The sequence below is a fragment of the Bradyrhizobium sp. 956_D2_N1_4 genome (assembly GCF_052076025.1).
Lineage (GTDB): Bacteria > Pseudomonadota > Alphaproteobacteria > Rhizobiales > Xanthobacteraceae > Bradyrhizobium > Bradyrhizobium barranii.
The window spans coordinates 2,903,465-2,922,608 of sequence record NZ_CP197237.1; the positions used below are offsets into that span (position 1 = coordinate 2,903,465).

At 65.0% G+C, this 19,144-nt stretch carries 12 protein-coding genes; 9 read left to right on the forward strand and 3 right to left on the reverse strand.

All coding sequences use genetic code 11. From position 1 onward, the window contains the following. The first annotated feature begins 6 nt into the window (after positions 1-6). Positions 7-846: a helix-turn-helix transcriptional regulator gene (locus tag AB7535_RS13335; RefSeq protein WP_439036447.1), complete on the forward strand. Its 840-nt coding sequence runs from the start codon at positions 7-9 to the stop codon at positions 844-846. On the opposite strand, the gene AB7535_RS13340 is transcribed toward AB7535_RS13335, so the two are convergent. Continuing rightward, entirely contained in the window at positions 843-2,075 is a 1,233-nt protein-coding gene (locus AB7535_RS13340; protein ID WP_085401089.1) for an NAD(P)/FAD-dependent oxidoreductase, read from the reverse strand. The two genes, AB7535_RS13335 and AB7535_RS13340, sit on opposite strands and share 4 nt — an antisense overlap. Positions 2,076-2,141: 66 nt before the next feature. Next, positions 2,142-5,237 (reverse strand): Rne/Rng family ribonuclease, encoded by a 3,096-nt coding sequence (locus tag AB7535_RS13345; protein ID WP_439036448.1) that lies wholly within the window; start codon positions 5,235-5,237, stop codon positions 2,142-2,144. A gap of 705 nt (positions 5,238-5,942) precedes the next feature. Between AB7535_RS13345 and AB7535_RS13350 the strand changes: the two genes are divergently transcribed. From AB7535_RS13350 to AB7535_RS13385, 8 genes are all read left to right on the forward strand, one after another. Beyond that, a complete protein-coding gene (locus tag AB7535_RS13350; protein WP_354113154.1) occupies positions 5,943-7,238 on the forward strand; it encodes an N-acetylmuramoyl-L-alanine amidase in 1,296 nt (431 codons plus the stop codon). A gap of 263 nt (positions 7,239-7,501) precedes the next feature. Further along, positions 7,502-10,012 (forward strand): penicillin-binding protein 1A, encoded by a 2,511-nt coding sequence (locus AB7535_RS13355; RefSeq protein WP_071914354.1) that lies wholly within the window; start codon positions 7,502-7,504, stop codon positions 10,010-10,012. Positions 10,013-10,116: 104 nt separating this feature from the next. Further along, positions 10,117-11,248 (forward strand): peptide chain release factor 2 gene (gene prfB, locus AB7535_RS13360; RefSeq protein WP_166341001.1). Its coding sequence is split into 2 segments (ribosomal slippage): positions 10,117-10,185 and positions 10,187-11,248, totalling 1,131 coding nucleotides; the frame shifts between segments, so codons are not numbered across the junction. After that, positions 11,248-12,129, forward strand: a complete 882-nt coding sequence (locus tag AB7535_RS13365) for an NAD(P)-dependent oxidoreductase (RefSeq protein ID WP_283018754.1) — start codon at positions 11,248-11,250, stop codon at positions 12,127-12,129. Before prfB ends, AB7535_RS13365 begins: the two co-directional genes overlap by 1 nt. 169 nt (positions 12,130-12,298) lie before the next feature. Then, positions 12,299-13,018: a DMT family transporter gene (locus AB7535_RS13370; protein ID WP_439036449.1), complete on the forward strand. Its 720-nt coding sequence runs from the start codon at positions 12,299-12,301 to the stop codon at positions 13,016-13,018. A gap of 78 nt (positions 13,019-13,096) precedes the next feature. Next, positions 13,097-14,002: a DMT family transporter gene (locus AB7535_RS13375; protein ID WP_354113156.1), complete on the forward strand. Its 906-nt coding sequence runs from the start codon at positions 13,097-13,099 to the stop codon at positions 14,000-14,002. Positions 14,003-14,111: 109 nt separating this feature from the next. Next, positions 14,112-15,347: an ABC transporter substrate-binding protein gene (locus AB7535_RS13380; protein ID WP_354123642.1), complete on the forward strand. Its 1,236-nt coding sequence runs from the start codon at positions 14,112-14,114 to the stop codon at positions 15,345-15,347. Positions 15,348-15,584: 237 nt separating this feature from the next. Continuing rightward, positions 15,585-17,768 (forward strand): hypothetical protein, encoded by a 2,184-nt coding sequence (locus tag AB7535_RS13385; RefSeq protein ID WP_354123643.1) that lies wholly within the window; start codon positions 15,585-15,587, stop codon positions 17,766-17,768. Positions 17,769-17,773: 5 nt separating this feature from the next. On the opposite strand, the gene AB7535_RS13390 is transcribed toward AB7535_RS13385, so the two are convergent. Then, positions 17,774-19,132: an O-antigen ligase family protein gene (locus AB7535_RS13390; protein ID WP_439036450.1), complete on the reverse strand. Its 1,359-nt coding sequence runs from the start codon at positions 19,130-19,132 to the stop codon at positions 17,774-17,776. Positions 19,133-19,144 lie beyond the last annotated feature (12 nt).

Here is a 19,144-nt window from a genome sequence, read left to right on the forward strand (position 1 = left end):
AACAGGATGAGCGAGAGCGCTGCCGCCGAGAACTTGCTGGGGGCCTATCTGAAGGACCGTCGCACCCGGCTCGATGCAGCCGCGTTCGGCTTCTCCGGCAGCCGCAGGCGCACGCCGGGTCTGCGCCGGGAGGAAGTGGCCCAGCGCGCCAATATCAGCTCGACCTGGTACACTTGGCTGGAGCAGGGCCGCGGCGGGGCGCCATCGGCCGACGTGCTCGACCGGATCGCGCGCGCGTTGATGCTGACCGATGTCGAGCGCGAGCACCTGTTCCTGATCGGCCTCGGCCGCCCGCCCGAGGTGCGCTACCAGGCGAGCGAAGGCGTCTCGCCGCGGCTGCAACGCGTGCTCGATGCGCTCTCATTCAGCCCGGCGCTGGTACGCACCGCGACCTGGGACGTCGTCGCCTGGAATCGCGCCGCAAGCGTCGTGCTGACCGACTACGGTGCGATCCCGCCGGGACAGCGCAACATCCTGCGCTTCATCTTCTGCGATCCGCGCGTGCGCGCCGCGCAATACGACTGGAACAGTGTGGCACGCTTCGTGGTGGCCGCATTCAGGGCAGACGCAGCGCGGGCAGGCGCCGTCTCGCATGTCGCCGATTTCGTCGACGAGCTCTGTCGGACAAGTCCGGAATTCGCGGCGCTCTGGCGCGACAACGACGTGCGCCATCATGGCGACGGCACCAAGCGGCTCCGGCATCCCGTTCACGGCACGATGTCGTTCGAATATTCGAGCTTCAATGTCGAGGGCCGCTCCGATCTCAGCATGATCGTCTACAATCCGGCGACGCCTGAAGACGCCGACCGCATCAGGAAGATGCTGGCCGAGCGCGCCGACAGCTAAAAGCGCTCAGGCCGGTATGGCGTCGGATCGATCGCCGGCGTCTCGCCGCTCATCATCTCGGCGAGCAGGCGGCCGGTCGCGGGCCCGAGCGTAAAGCCCTGGTGGCCGTGGCCGAAATTCATCCAGAGGCCCGGGTGACGCGGCGCTTGCCCGAGCACCGGCAGCATGTCGGGCGTGCAGGGGCGGGTGCCGAACCACGGGTCGGGCTCGACCCGCTTGCCGAGGTCGATCAGCTCTCGCGCGGAAGCTTCGGCACTGGCGAGCTGCACGGGCGTTGCGAGCGCGTCCATGCCGGTCAATTCCGCACCCGTGGTGATGCGGATGCCCTTCGCCATCGGACCCATGGCGTAGCCGCCGGCCTTGTCGACCAGCGGCAGATCGAGTGATGCGCCGCCGCTGTAATGCATGTGGTAGCCGCGCTTGCGCACCAGCGGAATGCGATAGCCGAATTTGTGTAGCAGATTGGGCGACCAGGGCCCGAGCGTCACGACGGCGGCCGCAGCGTCTATGGTTCCCTGGTCCGTATCGACCGACCAGCCGGTCGCGGTCTGCCGCAAGGTCTGGGCATCGCCGAGCACGATGGTGCCGCCGAGGCGCTCGAACAGCTCGGCATACGCCGTGACCAGTGCGCCGGGATCGGACACGGTCCAGGTGTCGAGCCAATGGATCGCGCCGGGCAGGTCGTCGCGCAGAATCGGTTCGGCCTTGGCGAGCTCGGCCCCCGAGAGCGCGCGAAACCTCACGCCGAATTCGCGCTGGTCTTGTTCCGCCGCCTTGACGGCGAGATCGAAGGAGGCTGCGTCGCGATGCAGATGCCGGTAGCCCGCGCGGCGGATTAGATTGTCGGCATGGGCTTCGCGAATGAGGATGTCGTGCTCCGCCGTCGCGTAGGCGATCAGCCGCGCCCAGGCGTCGATCGCCTCGCGATGCCGCTTCGGCGCCGAATGCCACCAGTAGCGGAGCAGGGGCTCGATATGGAGATGAAGCGACGACAGGCTGTAGCGCACGTCGTTGGTGCGGCCGGTCGCGATCTTCAGGAGCGAAGCGAGGTCGCGCGGCATCGGATAGGGGCGCACGGCTTCGGCCTGGATCATCCCGGCATTGCCATAGCTGGTCTCGCGGCCCGGCTCCCTGCGGTCGACGAGCGTGACCGACCAGCCGCGCTGCCGGAGGTGCAGCGCCGCGCTCACGCCGATCATGCCGCCGCCGAGAACAATTGCGCTTTGCATCGAAACTGACCTCGCTAAATCAAAACCGCCCGGTTTGGCCGGGCGGTTTCAACTGCTTTGTTCGCTCTACTCGCCGCCGCCGAACCGGCGAGACCACCAGCCGGCGCGACGCGGGGCGGCCGGGGTTTCGGTTGCCGCTTCCGGCGTGGGTTCAGCGGCTGGTGCGGGCGGGGCAACCGGCTCAGGCGCTGCCGCAACCGGTGTTGCCGGCTCGCTCGCGCTGCTCGACAGGAAGCTCACCTTTTCCCGGACCGTGGAGCGGCGACGCGCAGCCTTGTCGTCGGCCGGCTCTTCGTCCGCGGCGGCAGGAGCGGGCTCAGGCTGGGCCGGCGCCTCAATCTGCACCTCGGCGCGCGGCTCGGGCTCGCTGACCTGAGGCTCGGCGGTGGTGTGTTCGGCCTGCGCGATCGAGGGCGCAGCCTCGCCGCCAAAGCTGTCGAAATCGGCGACGGCATCGGTCGCTTCCGACGGCGCATTGGCTGCGAGCTCGTCGCCGATGGAGCCGGCGAGACCTTCCTCGTTGCCACCGCGACGGCGGCGTCCACCGCGACGACCACGCCGGCGACGGCGATCGCCGTTGCCCTGCTGCTCGCTGCGGGCCGCCTGGTCCTCACCTTCCTCGCCGTCCTGTTCGGACTCGGAATCCTCTTCACCTTCGCTGGCCGCCACGGCCGCTTCGGAAGACGCCGGAGCGCCATCCTCGCGCAACTCGCCGTCGCGCGGGGCACCGCGGCCGCGCCGACGCCGGCGGCGCTTGCGGCGCTGGCCATCCTGGTCGGAAGCCGCTTCGCCGCCAGCCTGCTCCTCGGCGAGGCCTTCGGTTTCTTCGGTCTCGACCTCGGATTCCAGCTCCGGATCGAATTCCTCGTCGTCATAGACTTCTTCGGCTACGGGCGGCGGGCTTGCGGCGGCCTGTGCCGCCAGCAGCGCCTTCGCTGCTTCCAGCGTATGCACCTGCTCGCCGCGGTCGATGAGATAGGCCTGCGGTCCGCTGACGCTGGGGTCGGCGATGACGGCCAGCGTGACCTTGAAGCCGTTCTCGAGGTCGCGCAGATGGCCGCGCTTGTGGTTCAGCACATAGAGCGCGACGTCGGTGCGGGTGCGGACCACGAGATTGTGGGTCGCGCCCTTCATCAGGATCTCTTCGAGGCCGCGCAGCAGCTGGAGCGCAACCGAGGAGACCGAGCGGACATGGCCGGTGCCGCCGCAATGCGGGCATGGATCGGTCGAGGATTCCAGCACGCTGGCGCGGATGCGCTGGCGCGACATCTCGAGCAGGCCGAAATGCGAGATGCGGCCGACCTGGATGCGGGCGCGGTCCTGCCGCAGGCAATCGGACAGCTTGCGCTCGACCGCGCGGTTGTTGCGCTTCTCGTCCATGTCGATGAAGTCGATGACGATCAGGCCGGCGAGGTCGCGCAGGCGGAGCTGGCGGGCGACCTCTTCGGCCGCTTCCAGATTGGTCTTGAGCGCGGTGTCCTCGATATGGTGCTCGCGGGTCGATCGTCCGGAGTTGACGTCGATCGAGACCAGCGCCTCGGTCTGGTTGATCACGATGTAGCCGCCGGAGCGCAACTGCACGGTCGGAGAGAACATCGCGTCCAGCTGGCTCTCGACGCCCATGCGCGAGAACAGCGGCTGGCCGTCGCGATACTGCTTCACCGCGCTGACATTGGCGGGCATCAGCATCTTCATGAAGTCGCGCGCTTCGCGGTAGCCGGACTCACCGGCAACCGAGATCTCGTCGATCTCCTTGTTGTAGAGGTCGCGCAGCGAGCGCTTGATCAGCGAGCCTTCCTCGTAGACCAGGGTCGGGGCCTGCGACTTCAGCGTCAGGTCGCGCACCGTCTCCCACATCCGGATCAGGTATTCGAAGTCGCGCTTGATCTCGGGCTTGGTACGGGCGGCGCCGGCGGTGCGCAGGATGATGCCCATGCCCTCGGGCACGTCGAGATCCTGCACAACTTCCTTCAGGCGGGAACGATCCTGGGCGCTGGTGATCTTGCGGCTGATGCCGCCGCCGCGCGCGGTGTTCGGCATCAACACGGCATAGCGGCCGGCGAGCGAGAGATAGGTGGTCAGCGCCGCGCCCTTGTTGCCGCGCTCTTCCTTGACGACCTGCACCAGCATCACCTGGCGGCGCTTGATGACTTCCTGGATCTTGTACTGGCGGCGCGGGCGGAAGGTGCGCTCCGGCACCTCCTCCATCACGTCGTCGCCGCCGACGGATTCGACGTGTTCCTCTTCGGCTTCCTCGCCGTCCTCGTCCTCGTCGTCTTCCTCCTCGGACTCCTGATGGCGAGCATCAGTGCTTTCGCCGGCAGCGTAGACGGCGTCGGCCGGTTCGGCGGAGGCGGTCACGGCTTCGGCGAGAGCCTCGGCATGGGCCTCGGATGCGATAGCCTCCTGCGGTTCGGCAGCGGTCTCGGTCGCGACCACGGGCTCGGCGCCGAAGGCTGCGACAGGCGCGGGCGTCTCGTCGGCATGATCATGGTCGTGATGATCGTGCTGGCCGTCGTGGCCGTGGTCATGATCGTGATGATGGTCGTCGTGCCCATGATCGAGATGATCATGGCCTTCGTGGTCATGATCGTGGTGATCATGATCGCCATGTTCGTGGTCTTGATGCTCGTGGCCTTCGTGCTCGCCGTGATGCTCCGTCTCGGCGTGCAGGTGCTCGCCCTCGTGCGACGCACCCTCGGTGTGCAGGGCGTCGCTCTCGACCGGCTGGGCCGCTGGATCGGCGCCGGCCTCGAGGCCCTCGACGATGTCGCTGCGGACGCGTTCGCCTTGACTGCGGCGGCGGGAGTTGCGGTGGCGCGAGCGGCGGCGGCCGTGGGAGCGGTTCTCGCTCTCTTCCTCGGCCTCGCGATGGGCCTGTTCCTCGGCCTCGATCAGTGCCTGCCGGTCGGCGACCGGGATCTGGTAGTAATCGGGATGGATTTCGCTGAAGGCGAGGAAGCCGTGGCGGTTGCCGCCATATTCGACAAAGGCGGCCTGGAGCGAAGGCTCCACCCGGGTGACCTTGGCGAGGTAGATATTCCCGCGCAGTTGCTTGCGTTGTGCGGTCTCGAAATCAAACTCTTCGACGCGATTGCCGCGGACCACGACGACCCGGGTCTCCTCCGGGTGGGTGGCATCGATCAACATCTTGTTGGGCATGTCTTAACTCTTGGCGGCGGCGGGCGCGATTCACCGTGGGCGCGATTAGCGCTGCCGGGTGCCGCGACGGTCCACCTGATTCGGGGGTGAGGGGAAGGCCGAAACGCCGTCTCTCGCGCCTTGCCGAAACGGAAGCTGGAGGGCCGAAGCGGCGCGCGGGATTGTCACTCCGCAGCGTCGCGAACGGTCCTTCAGAATTCGTCGGCACAGTCTGGCGCATCAAGCGTCGGCCCGTATGAAACATTGGGCGGCGGGGCCGCCCCTCAATCAGTTGCTGCTGGCCAGGCATGGCGCGAGCGCGCTCGCCTTGGGGATTACGAACCGCTCCCTTGGGATTAAGGGACCGGGTAACGAGTCACGTCGCTGTCAAAACCGTCCCGGAAACGCGGTGGTAACCAGGGACCGTCCGCCACCGGGGCTTGACCCGCTCCACCTCGCTGCCGCGCACCGCGCTGGTCTTTGAGGGGAACGGAAAAACGCTGGAATTCCCAAACCTTGAGAGTTCCGGCGCTGCACCGGGAGGCTGAACGCGACACAACCGGAAATATCGGCCGTCAGCACTCCGTACATACGTGGAATGGACCAACCGTGCAAGGGAGCGTCGCACGGCGGTCACAGTCGGGGAGTTTCGTATATCTGTCATTAGGCGACGATTAACCCTGTGGTTCTATTGCGTTAGAAGGGCCGCTCGGAGGCACTGAATCGGTGACGAGCCGCACAAATCAAAGGGTTTTGCTGGGATGCGCGCTTCTGTGCGCCGCAGCATTGGTATGCGCTGATTCCTGGCGCCTGAGCGCGGCGGAAAGCCAGCCGCAACCCTCTGTTGCGGTAGCGAATTTTCCCACCGCCTCCGCCGCCCGGCTGGCCGGCGATGGCAAGCAGACCCGCTTCATCCTCGACATCGATCAGGCCGTCACCTTCCGCGCCGTGACGCTCGCCGACCCGTATCGGGTGGTGGTCGATGTGCCTCAAGTCAATTTTCAACTGCCTGCGGGCACCGGGGTCGAGGGGCGGGGACTGGTCAAGGCCTTCCGCTACGGGCTGGTCATGCCCGGCGGCTCGCGAATCGTGTTCGACCTGACAGGCCCGGCCAAGATCGCCAAGTCCTACGTGCTGGAGGCCGCCAATGGCCAGCCGGCCCGGCTCGTGCTTGAGCTGGAGGAGGTCGACCGGACCGCCTTCGTGCAGTCGCTCGTCCCCGAGAAACGCCCCGAACTGCGGCCGGCAATCGCCGACGCGCCGCCGGCAACGGTTCCGGCCGCCGCAACTCCGGAAGCCGGGCAGCAAAAGGTCGACGGACGCCCGATCGTCGTGATCGATCCCGGCCATGGCGGCATCGACAACGGCACGCAGTCGGGCGGCGAGAGCGAGAAGAACCTGGTGCTGGCCTTCGGCCTGGCGCTGCGCGACCGGCTGGACAAGGCCGGCAAATTCCGCGTGGTGATGACACGGGACGACGATACCTTCATTCCGCTCAACGACCGGGTCAAAGTCGCTCGCGGGCTCAAGGCCGCCTTGTTCGTCTCGATCCACGCCGACGCGCTGCCGAAGGCCGAGGGCGATGCGCAGGGCGCGACTATCTATACGCTGTCCGACAAGGCCTCCGACGCCGAGGCGCAGCGACTGGCGGACGCGGAAAACCGGGCGGACGCGATCGCCGGTTTCAATCTCGCGGAGGAGCCGACCGACGTCGCGGACATCCTGATCGACCTCACCCAGCGGGAAACTCGTACCTTTTCAAGCCGTTTTGCCCGCCTGTTGATGGGCGAAATGAAGTCGTCGGTGCGGATGCACAAGCATCCCCTGAAGTCGGCCGGCTTCCGGGTCCTCAAGGCGCCGGACGTGCCGTCGGTGCTGGTCGAGATCGGCTATGTCTCCAACAAGGGCGACCTCGAGCATCTGGTCTCCGAGGGCTGGCGGTCCAAGGCCGTGGGCTCGATGGCGCAGGCGATCGACGGGTTTCTGACCAAGCGGATGGCCACGGCCGGATCGTCAAATTGACGACCGGGGGATCGTCGAATTGACGACCGGGAGGCGTCGAATTGAGAGGGATTTTCCGTCCCGTTGCAAAAGCCCTAGTTTGGCCACAGCGGGCGCTTTATAAAAATGCCGCAGGGGGTTCCGGAATCGGCGAGAATCCCGTTCGGCAAGCGTCTTGGGTCCGGCACTGATGTAATTGAGTAGGCCGGTAAATTCGCGACGTGGAGTTGGCGCCTGTTTTGGGTGCCTTGAGCTGATCCAGAGTTTGAACGGATAAACATATAATGCGCTTGCTGGTGCGGTTCATGGGCTTCCTGTTCGCCGCGGGAACGGTGGTGTTCCTTGTCGGTGTCGGGGCCGTGGCAGGCCTGATCTGGCATTTCTCCAAGGACTTGCCGGACTACTCTCAGCTTCAGGATTACGAGCCGCCGGTGATGACCCGCGTGCACGCGGTCGACGGCTCGCTGCTCGGCGAATACGCCAAGGAGCGCCGGCTGTACCTGCCGATCCAGGCGGTGCCGAAGCTCGTGATCAACGCCTTCCTCGCGGCCGAGGACAAGAATTTCTACGAGCATGGCGGCATCGACTACACCGGCATGGCGCGCGCCGGCGTGCTCTTCATCCAGAACTACGGCTCGAACCGGCGTCCGCAGGGCGCCTCCACGATCACCCAGCAGGTCGCCAAGAACTTCCTTCTGACCAACGAGGTCTCCTTCGCCCGCAAGATCAAGGAAGCCTTGCTGGCGATGCGCATCGAGAAGACCTACTCGAAGGACAAGATCCTCGAGCTGTACCTGAACGAGATCTATCTCGGCCTCGGCGCCTACGGCATCGCGGCCGCTTCGCTGGTGTATTTCGACAAGTCGGTGAACGAGCTGACGGTCGCTGAAGCGTCCTATCTGGCCGCGTTGCCGAAGATGCCCGCGACGCTGCATCCGGTGCGCAACCGCGACCGCGCCATCGAGCGCCGCAACTACGTCATCGACCGTCTGCTGGAGAACGGCTGGATCAAGCAGGCCGACGCCGACAAGGCGCGCAAGGAGCCGCTGGCCGTCACCAACCGTTCCAACGGTGCCCACACCTTCGCCGGCGAATATTTCGCCGAGGAAGTCCGCCGCGACATCTTCGAGCGCTACGGCGAGAAGAAGCTCTACGAAGGCGGTCTGTCCGTCCGCACCACGCTCGATCCGAAGATCCAGGTCATGGCGCGCAAGGCCATGGTCGCCGGCCTCGTGAACTATGATGAGCAGCAGGGCTATCGCGGTGCGATGAGCAAGCTCGATATTTCGGGCGATTGGGGCGTGAAGCTCGCCGAGATCAAGTCGCTTTCCGACATCTCGCCATGGCGCATGGCGGTGGTGCTGGAGACCAGCGACCAGTCGGCGCGCATCGGCTTCCAGCCGAACCGCGAGCTCGGCGGCGCCATCAGCAAGCAGCGCGAGACCGGCATCGTCACGGTCGACGGCGTGCGCTGGGCGAGGGCGGCCCAGGGCAATGCCAAGGGCAAGACCCCGACGTCGGTGGCGCAGGTGTTGCAGCCCGGCGACGTAATCTATGCCGATCCGCTCTACACCAAGGAGGGACAGCCGGTCGAAGGCCAGTACCGCCTGCGCCAGATCCCCGAAGTGTCCGGTGCGATGGTGGCGATGGATCCCTGGACCGGCCGCGTGCTCGCGATGGTCGGCGGCTTCTCGTTCGACCAGAGCCAGTTCAACCGCGCCACGCAGGCCTACCGGCAGCCGGGCTCGTCGTTCAAGCCGATCGTCTATTCGGCCGCGCTCGACAACGGTTATACGCCCTCGACCGTGGTGCTCGACGCGCCCATCGAAATCGACCAGGGCCAGGGCGCCGGCGTGTGGCGGCCCGAAAACTTCTCGTCCGGCAAATTCCAGGGACCCGTCACGCTGCGCAACGCGCTGCGGCAGTCGCTGAACACCGTGACGGTGCGCCTCGCGCAGGACATCGGCATGCCCCTGATCGGCGAATATGCGCGCCGCTTCGGCGTCTATGACGAACTGCCGAACTATCTGTCCTACGCGCTCGGCGCCGGCGAGACCACGGCGATGCGCATGGTCACGGCCTATTCGATGCTCGCCAATGGCGGTCGCCGGGTGAAGCCGACCTTGATCGACCGCATCCAGGACCGTTACGGCCGCACCATCTTCAAGCACGACCAGCGTGAATGCCGCGGCTGCGACGCGCCGGGCGGCTGGAAGAATCAGGTCGAGCCGCAGCTGATCGACCGCCGCGAGCAGGTGCTGGATTCCATGACCGCCTATCAGATCACCGAGCTGATGGAAGGCGTGGTCCAGGCCGGTACCGCAACCGTGGTCAAGGAGGTCGGCAAGCCGATCGCCGGCAAGACCGGCACCACCAACGAGGCCAAGGACGCCTGGTTCGTCGGCTTCTCGCCCGACGTCGCCGTCGCGATCTATATGGGCTACGACAAGCCGCGCGCGCTCGGTAGGGGCAACGCCGCGACCGGCGGCCATCTGGCCGCACCCATCGCGCGCGACTTCCTCAAGCTTGCGCTCGCCGACAAGCCCGCCGTTCCGTTCAAGGTGCCGGCCGGCATCAAGCTCGTGCGCGTCGTCTCCAAGACCGGCATGCGCGCCGGTCCCGGCGAGACCGGCGGAACCATTTTGGAAGCCTTCAAGCCGGGCACGGCGCCGCCGGACAACTATTCGGTGATCGGCGTTGCTGATGCCGACGGGCGCGGCGGCGTGCCGGCGTCGCAGCAGCAGCAGCCGGATTCCGGCTTCTTCATGCGGCCGGGCACCGGCGGGCTGTACTAGCGGATAAGACGGACGATCGCGGTTCCGGCGGTTGCGCTTTGCAGCCGCCGCCGCTACATCCCGATCTGAATTGCACGCGGGATTCCGCGAGATCAGAGAACAACATGCGCGCCGAAATCGAACGGTTGGTAGAAGAGATCAAGCAGTCAGTCGGGCTGCTGAGGAGGCATCTTTGACGTCGAGAAATCGACGGCGCGCCTCGCTGAGCTGAACAAGCTCGCAGAAGATCCCAACCTCTGGAACGATCCCCAGAAAGCCCAGAAGCTGATGCAGGAGCGCACCTCGCTTGAGGATTCGCTCTCGGGCATCGGCAAGGTCGAGCAGGAGCTCGAAGACGACATCGGCATGATCGAGCTCGGCGAGGCCGAGGGCGATGCTGGCGTCGTCGCTGAGGCTGAAACCGCGCTGAAGAACCTCAAGAAGGAAGTCGCACGGCGCGAGCTCGAGGCGCTGCTGTCGGGCGAGGCCGATCGTTTCGATTCCTATCTCGAAGTCCATGCCGGCGCCGGCGGCACCGAGAGCCAGGACTGGGCGCAGATGCTGCTGCGCATGTACACGCGCTGGGCCGAGACGCACGGCTTCAAGGTCGAATTCCTCGAAGAGTCCGAGGGCGAAGAGGCCGGCATCAAGTCCGCGACGATCCAGGTCTCGGGCCACAACGCCTATGGCTGGCTGAAGACGGAGGCGGGCGTGCACCGGCTGGTGCGCATCTCGCCGTTCGATTCCAACGCGCGGCGGCACACCTCGTTTTCGAGCGTGCAGGTGTTCCCCGTCATCGACGACAGCATCAAGATCGACATCAAGGAAGCCGACGTCCGCGTCGACACCATGCGCTCGGGCGGCGCCGGCGGCCAGCACGTCAACAAGACCGAATCCGCGGTGCGCCTGACGCATATTCCGACCGGCGTTGCCGTGGTCTGCCAGGCCGGCCGGTCCCAGCACAAGAACCGGGCGCAGGCGTGGGACATGCTGCGCGCGCGGCTTTACGAGATCGAGCTGAAGAAGCGCGAGGAGAAGGCTGCCGCCGACCAGGCCGCCAAGACCGATATCGGCTGGGGTCACCAGATTCGCTCCTACGTGCTGCAGCCCTACCAGATGGTGAAGGATTTGCGCACCGGCGTGCAGACGTCCGACACGTCGGGCGTGCTGAACGGCGAGCTCGACGACTTCATGGCCGCAACCCTGGCGCAGCGCGCCTTCGGCACCACCGGCGCCGACATCGAGGACGTCGACTGATGTCCCGCGTCGCCTTCATCGGGTTGGGGCGGATGGGCCACGGCATGGCCGGTCGCTATCTCGATGCCGGCTTCACGGTGACGTTGTGGAATCGCAGCAAGGCAAAGGCGGACGACCTGATCGCGCGCGGTGCGCATTGGGCGACGTCGCCTGAGGATGCCGCGATCGATGCCGATGCGGTCGTGACCATGGTCGCCGACGACGAAGCCTCGCGCGCGGTCTGGCTCGGGCCTGAGGGCGCGGCCAAGACGGCAAAGGCCGGCACCATTGCGATCGAGTGCTCCACCGTCTCCTATGACCACGCCCGCGAGATGGGCCGCGAACTGAACGCGCGCGGGCTGATCTACATCGACTGCCCCGTGACGGGATTGCCGGATGCGGCAGCGGCCGGAAAGCTGACGCTGCTCGCCGGCGCTGACGCAGCTGATCTCGAACGTGCGCGGCCGTTCCTCGAACCGATCGGCTCGACCATCCGCCATTTCGGCGCGGTCGGCTCCGGCACCGTCTACAAGCTCATCAACAATCTCCTGGGTGCGATCCAGATCGCGGGCCTTGCCGAAGGCCTCGCCATCGCCGAACAGGCCGGGCTCGACATGAACCTGGTGCTGGAATCGATCCAGGCCGGTGTCGCGGCAAGCCCGCAGGTGCAGCGTCATTCCAAGCGCATGGTCGCCCGCGATTTCAGCGGCGCGACGTTTACGGCGGCGCTGCGGCACAAGGATGCCGCCTACGCCGTGAAGCTCGCCGAAAGCCTGCTCGCCGACAAGCCGCTGGTCTCGCGCGCTGCGGTCGAGTCCTACGCGCAGGCGAAGGCCGCAATGCCCGACGACGATGAAGGCAAGATGATCGAGCTGGTGTCGCGGCCGAAGAAGCCGACCTAGCTGGACGCATCAACATGGGGCAGCCTCGTTCGGATCGCGGTCTCGGCATTGCCCTCGTCATCGCTGCCGCAGTTGCCTGGAGCACGGCGCCGTTCTTCACGCGCCTCTTGCCGTTCGATCCCTGACCATCCTGTTCTGGCGCGGCCTGTTCGCGGGCAGCCTGATCAGCGTGTTTCTTGTCGTGATGCAGGGCCGCGCTGCACTGTGGCAATTGGTAGTGCCGGGGAAGGGCGGCCTGCTCGTCGCGTCCTTGTCCGCGGTCGGCATGGTCTCGTTCATTCCCGCGCTTCAGATGACCAAGGTCATGAACGTGGCGGTGCTGATCGCCACCCAGCCCTTCGTTGCGGCTGCGCTGGCGTGGCTGTGGCTCGGCGAAGCCGCGACGTGGCGTACGCTGACCGCGAGCCTGATCGCCTTTGCCGGCGTGGTGATCACGGTCGGCGGCGTTCGGGCCGGCGCCGATCTCGGCGGCGTCGCGCTGAGCTGCCTGATGGTGCTCGCCATCTCCGCCATGACGGTCGTGGTCCGGCGTCATCGCGAGACGTCGATGGTGGCCGCGGCCGCGCTGTCGAACTTCATGGGGAGCCTCGTCAGTCTTCCCTTTGCCCACGACATCGCCCATGTCGGCGGCAACAGCCTTGCGATCCTCGCGATGTTCGGCTGCCTCCAGGTCGCGCTCGGCCTGACCTTCTACATGCTCGGCTCGCGCTTGTTGCCTTCGGGGCAGGCTTCCCTGATCGCGACGCTGGAAACGCCGCTAATGCCGTTCTGGATCTGGGTCGCTTTTCGCGAACTGCCCGCCGTGCATGCGCTCATTGGCGGCGCGCTGGTGATCGGAGCGGTTGTCGCCGATATTGCCGGTGACGCTCGCTCGCGGCGCCCCTCCTGAGCAAATTTGTCGGAAATCGGGTGGCGGCCTGTCTCGCGCCGTTCTAGGCGGCAGGCTCGGCCGCCGAGGTGAAGCAACATGTCCCCGAACGATAACAGGATCGACGCGCGAGACTGGTCGCTGCTCGCGGTGCTCTCGGTTCTCTGGGGCGGATCGTTCTTCTTCAATGGCGCGGCGCTGCGGGAATTGCCGCCGCTGACGCTGGTGCTGCTGCGCGTCGCGCTTGGGGCGGCCATTCTGCTGCCGTTGCTGCGGATGCAGGGTATCGGTCTTCCCAAGGGCATGGCGGGCTGGAAGCCGTTCGTCGCGATTGGGCTGCTCAACAACGTCATCCCGTTCTCGCTGATCGTGCTCGGCCAGACCTACATTCCGAGTGGGCTGGCCTCGATCCTGAATGCGACCACGCCGCTGTTCACGGTGATGGTGATGGCGGCGGCCGGCGAAGAGGCCCTGCAGATGCGTCGGGTGGCCGGCGTGGCGCTCGGGCTCGCCGGCGTCATCATCCTGCGCGGATGGGAAACGAGGCCGGGGCAGGGGCTCGGCATCCTGCTCTGCCTGGGCGGCGCATTCAGCTATGGCTTTGCGGCGCTGGCCGCGCGGCGGCTGCTGAAGGACACGCCTCCGCTGGGAACGGCGACGTTTCAGCTGATGGCATCGACTGTGATGATGGCGATCGTCGCCGGCGCCATGGAGCAGCCGTGGCATCTTTCGATGCCGGGCCTGACGACCTGGCTCGCGGTGCTTGGCCTTGCCGCCCTGTCGACGGCGCTCGCCTACATCGTCTTCTTTCAGATCATTCGGCGTTCGGGCGCGACCAACGTGATGCTGGTGACTCTGCTCATTCCCGTCACCGCCATCCTGCTGGGATGGCTGGTGCTGGGTGAGCCGATCTCCGCGCGCGAGATCGCGGGCGCCATCGTCATCGGTAGCGCATTGCTCGTGATCGACGGGCGCGCGCTGAGACTGCTGCGGCGCACCGCGTAAGTTCCGGGTCCGTCGTTTCACGGCGCGGAAAATCGCGGCGCTTGCCAGCGGCGAACGGCCTTGCGACACTCTCCGCAAAACAAGACTACAAAACATAGGGGAGAGAACGATGCCGGGTCGTCGCGAAAGCCTTGCTGCCCTCGCCATTCTTGCTGCCGGCGTGCTCGTCACGGCACCGGCTCTGGCGCAGAAGAAATACGATCCCGGCGCCACCGACACCGAAGTCAAGATCGGCAACATTATGCCCTATAGCGGGCCGGCGTCGTCCTATGGCGTGATCGGCAAAACCGAGGCCGCCTATTTCAGGATGATCAACGACCAGGGCGGAATCAACGGCCGCAAGATCAACTTCATCAGCTATGACGACGCCTATTCGCCGCCGAAGGCGATCGAGCAGGCGCGCAAGCTGGTCGAGAGCGACGAGGTGCTGCTGATCTTCCAGCCGCTCGGCACGCCCTCGAACTCGGCGATCATGAAATACATGAACGCCAAGAAGGTGCCGCAGCTGTTCGTCGCCTCCGGCGGTACCAAGTTCGGGGACCCCAAGAATTTCCCGTGGACCATGGGTTTCCAGCCGAACTACCAGAGCGAGGGGCGGATCTACGCAAAGTACATCCGCGATCATTTCCCCAACAGCAAGATCGCCGTGTTCTGGCAGAACGACGACGCCGGCAAGGACCAGTTCAAGGGCCTGAAGGACGGGCTCGGCGACAAGGCCGGCATGATCATCGCCGACAAGTCCTATGAGGTCAGCGATCCCTCGATCGACTCGCAGATCGTGGCGCTGCATGACTCGGGCGCCGACATCTTCTTCTCATGGGCCGCCCCGAAGGGATCGGCGCAGGCAATCCGGAAGGTCGGAGAGCTCGGCTGGAAACCAAAATTCTTCCTCGCCAATACCGCGACCTCGGTCGCCTCGGTGCTCAAGCCCGCCGGGCTCGACTATTCCAAGGATATCATCTCGACCGTCTATCTGAAGGATCCGACCGACCCGACCTGGGACAAGGACCCGGCGGTGGTGAAGTGGCGCGAATTCATGGACAAATATTATCCCGATGGCGACAAGGCCAACGCCAACAACATCTACGGCTATGTGCAGGCCGAGGCGATGGCGCAGGTGTTGAAGCAGTGCGGTGACAATCTCACCCGTGAGAACGTGATGAAGCAGGCCACTAGCCTGAAGAATTTCCACACTGATCTGATGCTGCCAGGCATCATGGTCAACACCTCCACCGACGACTATTTCCCGATCGAGCAGATGCAGTTGATGCGCTTCAACGGGCAGGCCTGGGAGCTGTTCGGCGACGTCATCACCGGCGAGGTCGGCCACGAGCGGAGTCCGTAGTTCGGTTGTATGTGCCAACAGCGGTCGCGGTGTCCAACTCCGCTAAAGAAATGTCCTCCCGGGTGTGTTCTACTTCACATTGCAGCCGGGTCGGCCCAGCGTAGTCTTCCCTATTGTTCGGGCACCTGTGTCGACGCGCGCTGCGTCTCCACGATGTCCCTGATCTGAATTGTGCCCTGCCTCGGCGAGGGCAGAGCCATTCATGCAAGCGTCGCCTGCTATGTGGGAGCGCGTAACATGGACATCATTGAAGCGATCGTTACGAAGAGCCAATGGATTATTGCGATCTTGGCACTCTTTGTCGTTGCCTGGGCTCGCTTCAACTCTCCGCCCACCAATCGGTCCGGTACGACCTTCGCGCTGTTCTTTTGGGGGGTGATATTCTACTATGCCCTGATGATACCGCTCTGGCTGGTCGTCATGATCGGACTCGTCCAGGGCAGCATCGGGTTCGACTTCATCGTCGGCCAGGTGAAGGCGGTAGATCCAAAGGCGCAGGCGCAACTGGCTCAATATGCTCCGATCGTGGCCGTGCTCATCATCGTCGTCGCTTCGCAATTCCGGCAGGTGGCACGGATCGACCGGGCCGCGCGCGCATTTTGTGTCAGATTGGCCGCCATTCCGCGTGAAGCCGACCGACTCGCATTTGAACTCGCGCAAACCACGGGTTTCGTCCCGCGCGACGACCTTCGAAGCAAGGTGACCAAAATCGTTTCGGAGAATATCGGTCCGCAAGCGTTGAGTTTCAGCAGGGACGGTACTCTTCCCGACCGCTTCACAAGAGCCATCGGCCTTTACAACCTGTTCGTCGGACCCCGGCAGAATGCCGCGGCACTCGACTTCACCGGAAATGGCTATGGCCGATCCGCCTACGCCATGATCATGCAATTGGGCGACGCGGTGGCGGCTCGTGCGGATGCCCGTTACGAAGAGATGATGCACGCCGGTCTTGCCTTTTTCACGTCGTCGCTTCCAACCCCGGAATTGAAGGACGCTTTGAACCGCAACATTGCTGAGGTCACCAACCTCACTTGCGGCCTCGTGTCTCGCTATGTCCTGTTTTGCGAACGGACCCATAGCGGCCGATTGCAGCGGCTAGCGAGGATGGGCTTCGCCTACAGTCCGGGGCCGACCTTTGGGCTGGATCAATGGGCGACAACGATCTTCCTCGTGACGGCCTGGAGCATTGGCATGATGGTGTTCATGCCGGGAACACTTCCGATCGACGTCGGCAAGGTGCTGACGATTGCGGTCACGTTCGGCGCTTCGATCGGCTTCGCAGTCCTGGGCGCGATCGTCGTGGCGCAACGCTTCATCGGACGCAAGGAAGGCAACACACCCGGATATCCGCCTATCGCCGAGTTGGTTGTCGCCGGTCTCGTCGTCGTGGGGCTGTCGATTGGGCTCCGGATCGGCATTCCACTAGTGTCCGCCCTGATGCAGGGAGGAGGATATCAGGACGTTCTTAGGCAGTTCATCGAGCGGCTATACGGCGTCATCACGCCTTTCATCTGTACGATTTCCCTCGGGCTCATTTGTTCCTACATGGGATGTTCGCGGATGAGCTGGTACCGCGTGGCGGCCCTCGGGGCTCTCGCGAACGGCGCCGCGCTGACCTGTGCGGGGTGGCTGGTCGCGCATATGATCGGCCAGCAAGTACTGGCTCTGTTCTATGTACATCCGCAGGATGCGATCCAACTGGTGGCGTTAAGCACTGGCTTAACCGGCTTCATCGTCGGCGGCATGGTCCTCGCGGTCTTCAATGAGTCCGAGCGCATACGCAACGTCACTGCTGAGCGGATAGCCACCAGTCCGCACAAGGAGTTTCCATTGCATGATGCGCCGTCGATTGCCGGCGGACTCGAACCTCCGCCAGCGACGTCTAGGTTCGACGTCGCCGATGATCTTGGTTACCGCGATCGCGCGGGAGTGGAGGCCTTCGAGGGGGACTACGTCTGCTTCAGGCCCGCGTTCTCCAACCCCGAGATCATCAGTGCCTACATCATCGGCATTCATTGGGACGAAACCGAGTCCTGTCTCATGTTCGAGGAACGCGAGCGTGTTGATGCCGGGCACACGCAGAGGGGCCGTGTCTACATCCCGGATGGACGCCCGTTCCTGAACTTCGTCACCCTCGAAAAGGGAGCGATACGTCTGATCATGGTGTCACGTCCCGATAAGAGAAACGAGCCCGCACGCGGTCTGATCACGACGCTGTCCAATCCCGGTGGCGCCCAGTTTACACCGGCGAGCGCTCCGATCGTTCTCAGGCGTGTGGTCGATCACACGCTTCAACTCGGCTTCATTCGGCCGGGAGCGCTCAGCTACGAAAGCTATCGCCGCGAACTCGAAATGGTCGTGCCCGATTTCGGCGTCTTTGCGTTGGCTCCCCCCCAGGTGGCTTGCGTGGCGGCGGAGTAAAAGGCCTAGTCGGCGCTGAGCCGCACGCGGGCGCGCAGAAATCTCTGCGGATCGACCGCTTCACCCCCGATGCGGGTCTCATAATGCAGATGCGGTCCGGCTCTTGCCTTCAGCGCCATACCGCCGGCGACGCCAACGCCCAGCACATACATCCAGCCTTCGTGGAAATCGAACAAATGCGAGTTCAGAAGCGAGCTCGCGATGTTCTGTACGACGGCCACGAGCCCGATCCAGGCCGCAAGGCCTTCGTCAAGGAACAGGCGAAGGTGGGCGATCCACATGGCGTAGAGCAGGGCGACGCCGAGTACGCCCCATTGCATTGCGACATTGAGGGTCTGGTTGTGGGGATTGCTGACGATCTCCGCATCGAGGCGGCTTCCACCGGTGGCGGCGCGCTCGAACTGGCGCTTGATCGACCCGGTGCCGTGACCGGTCAGGGGCGCCTCGGCAATGGCGTGAAGCGCCTTGCGCCAATAGGTCAGGCGTTGGGCGGTCGAGGCTCGGCTGATGTCCTCGTGGCCGTGGCGGTATTCCACGGCGATGTCCGCAATGCGGTGGCGCAGATAGGGCGATGTCGTCCAGGCCAGCGCGCTCGCGGCTATCGTGCCTGCGAGCAGGACCAGCGCCGCGCGTCGGCTCAAATGCCTCCAGGCGAGCAGTCCAAGCAGCACCGCGATGCACAGCAGCGCCGTGCGCGCGAAGGCGACGAACACCATGTTGGTGACGAACAGCAGGATCAATGCCAGACAGACGGCTGTCGCGACCACGTTTCCGCCGCGCCAAAAAGTCAACGCCGGCAGCGCGAGCGCAAAGGCGCACAGCGTGAATTCCTGGCTCTGGTCGATGTAGTTCTTGACAGGAACGCCCGCCGACGCGGTCGCGGTGAGCTTCCAGGCGGGATCGTGCAGCACGATCCAGGAGTAGACTGCAAGCAGCGCGCAGGATACGAGAAAGCCAAGGAAAACCCAGAAACCGCGTTCGGATCGGCTGAAGTGATAGAGCAGTGCTGGAATGAGCACGAGCTTTGCGACCGGCTTGATCGCATGCACCCGGTCGGCCCACGCGCCGTCCGACCAGAGCGTGCCGAGAAGCGCGAGCAGCAGCAAGACAAAGGGCAGGGCGAACGCAGGCCGTGCGAGCTGGCGTCCATAGTCGCGCCAGTCGATGGTCGGTGTCACCACCAGCAGCCAGAGCCCGACGAAGATCGAAGGCGCTGTGGTCGACCAGGGCAGGGACGCCGCGATCAACACAGCGAGCACATCGGCGGCCCCGATCAGAGCGCGCGATTTGCCCATGGCCTGCCATCGGGCGCGCAAGGCTTGTCGACCGGCCGGGCCGGACCATTCCGCGGTTTCAGCAGTCATGTGCAACGACGC

Excerpts from the sequence above, each read along its gene's own strand:
- AB7535_RS13390 (WP_439036450.1), bottom strand. The coding sequence starts at position 19,132 with ATGACTGCTGAAACCGCGGAATGGTCCGGCCCGGCCGGTCGACAAGCC.
- AB7535_RS13380 (WP_354123642.1), top strand. The coding sequence starts at position 14,112 with ATGCCGGGTCGTCGCGAAAGCCTTGCTGCCCTCGCCATTCTTGCTGCC.
- AB7535_RS13375 (WP_354113156.1), top strand. The coding sequence starts at position 13,097 with ATGTCCCCGAACGATAACAGGATCGACGCGCGAGACTGGTCGCTGCTC.
- AB7535_RS13335 (WP_439036447.1), top strand. The coding sequence starts at position 7 with ATGAGCGAGAGCGCTGCCGCCGAGAACTTGCTGGGGGCCTATCTGAAG.
- AB7535_RS13365 (WP_283018754.1), top strand. The coding sequence starts at position 11,248 with ATGTCCCGCGTCGCCTTCATCGGGTTGGGGCGGATGGGCCACGGCATG.
- AB7535_RS13340 (WP_085401089.1), bottom strand. The coding sequence starts at position 2,075 with ATGCAAAGCGCAATTGTTCTCGGCGGCGGCATGATCGGCGTGAGCGCG.
- AB7535_RS13355 (WP_071914354.1), top strand. The coding sequence starts at position 7,502 with ATGCGCTTGCTGGTGCGGTTCATGGGCTTCCTGTTCGCCGCGGGAACG.
- AB7535_RS13345 (WP_439036448.1), bottom strand. The coding sequence starts at position 5,237 with ATGCCCAACAAGATGTTGATCGATGCCACCCACCCGGAGGAGACCCGG.
- AB7535_RS13385 (WP_354123643.1), top strand. The coding sequence starts at position 15,585 with ATGGACATCATTGAAGCGATCGTTACGAAGAGCCAATGGATTATTGCG.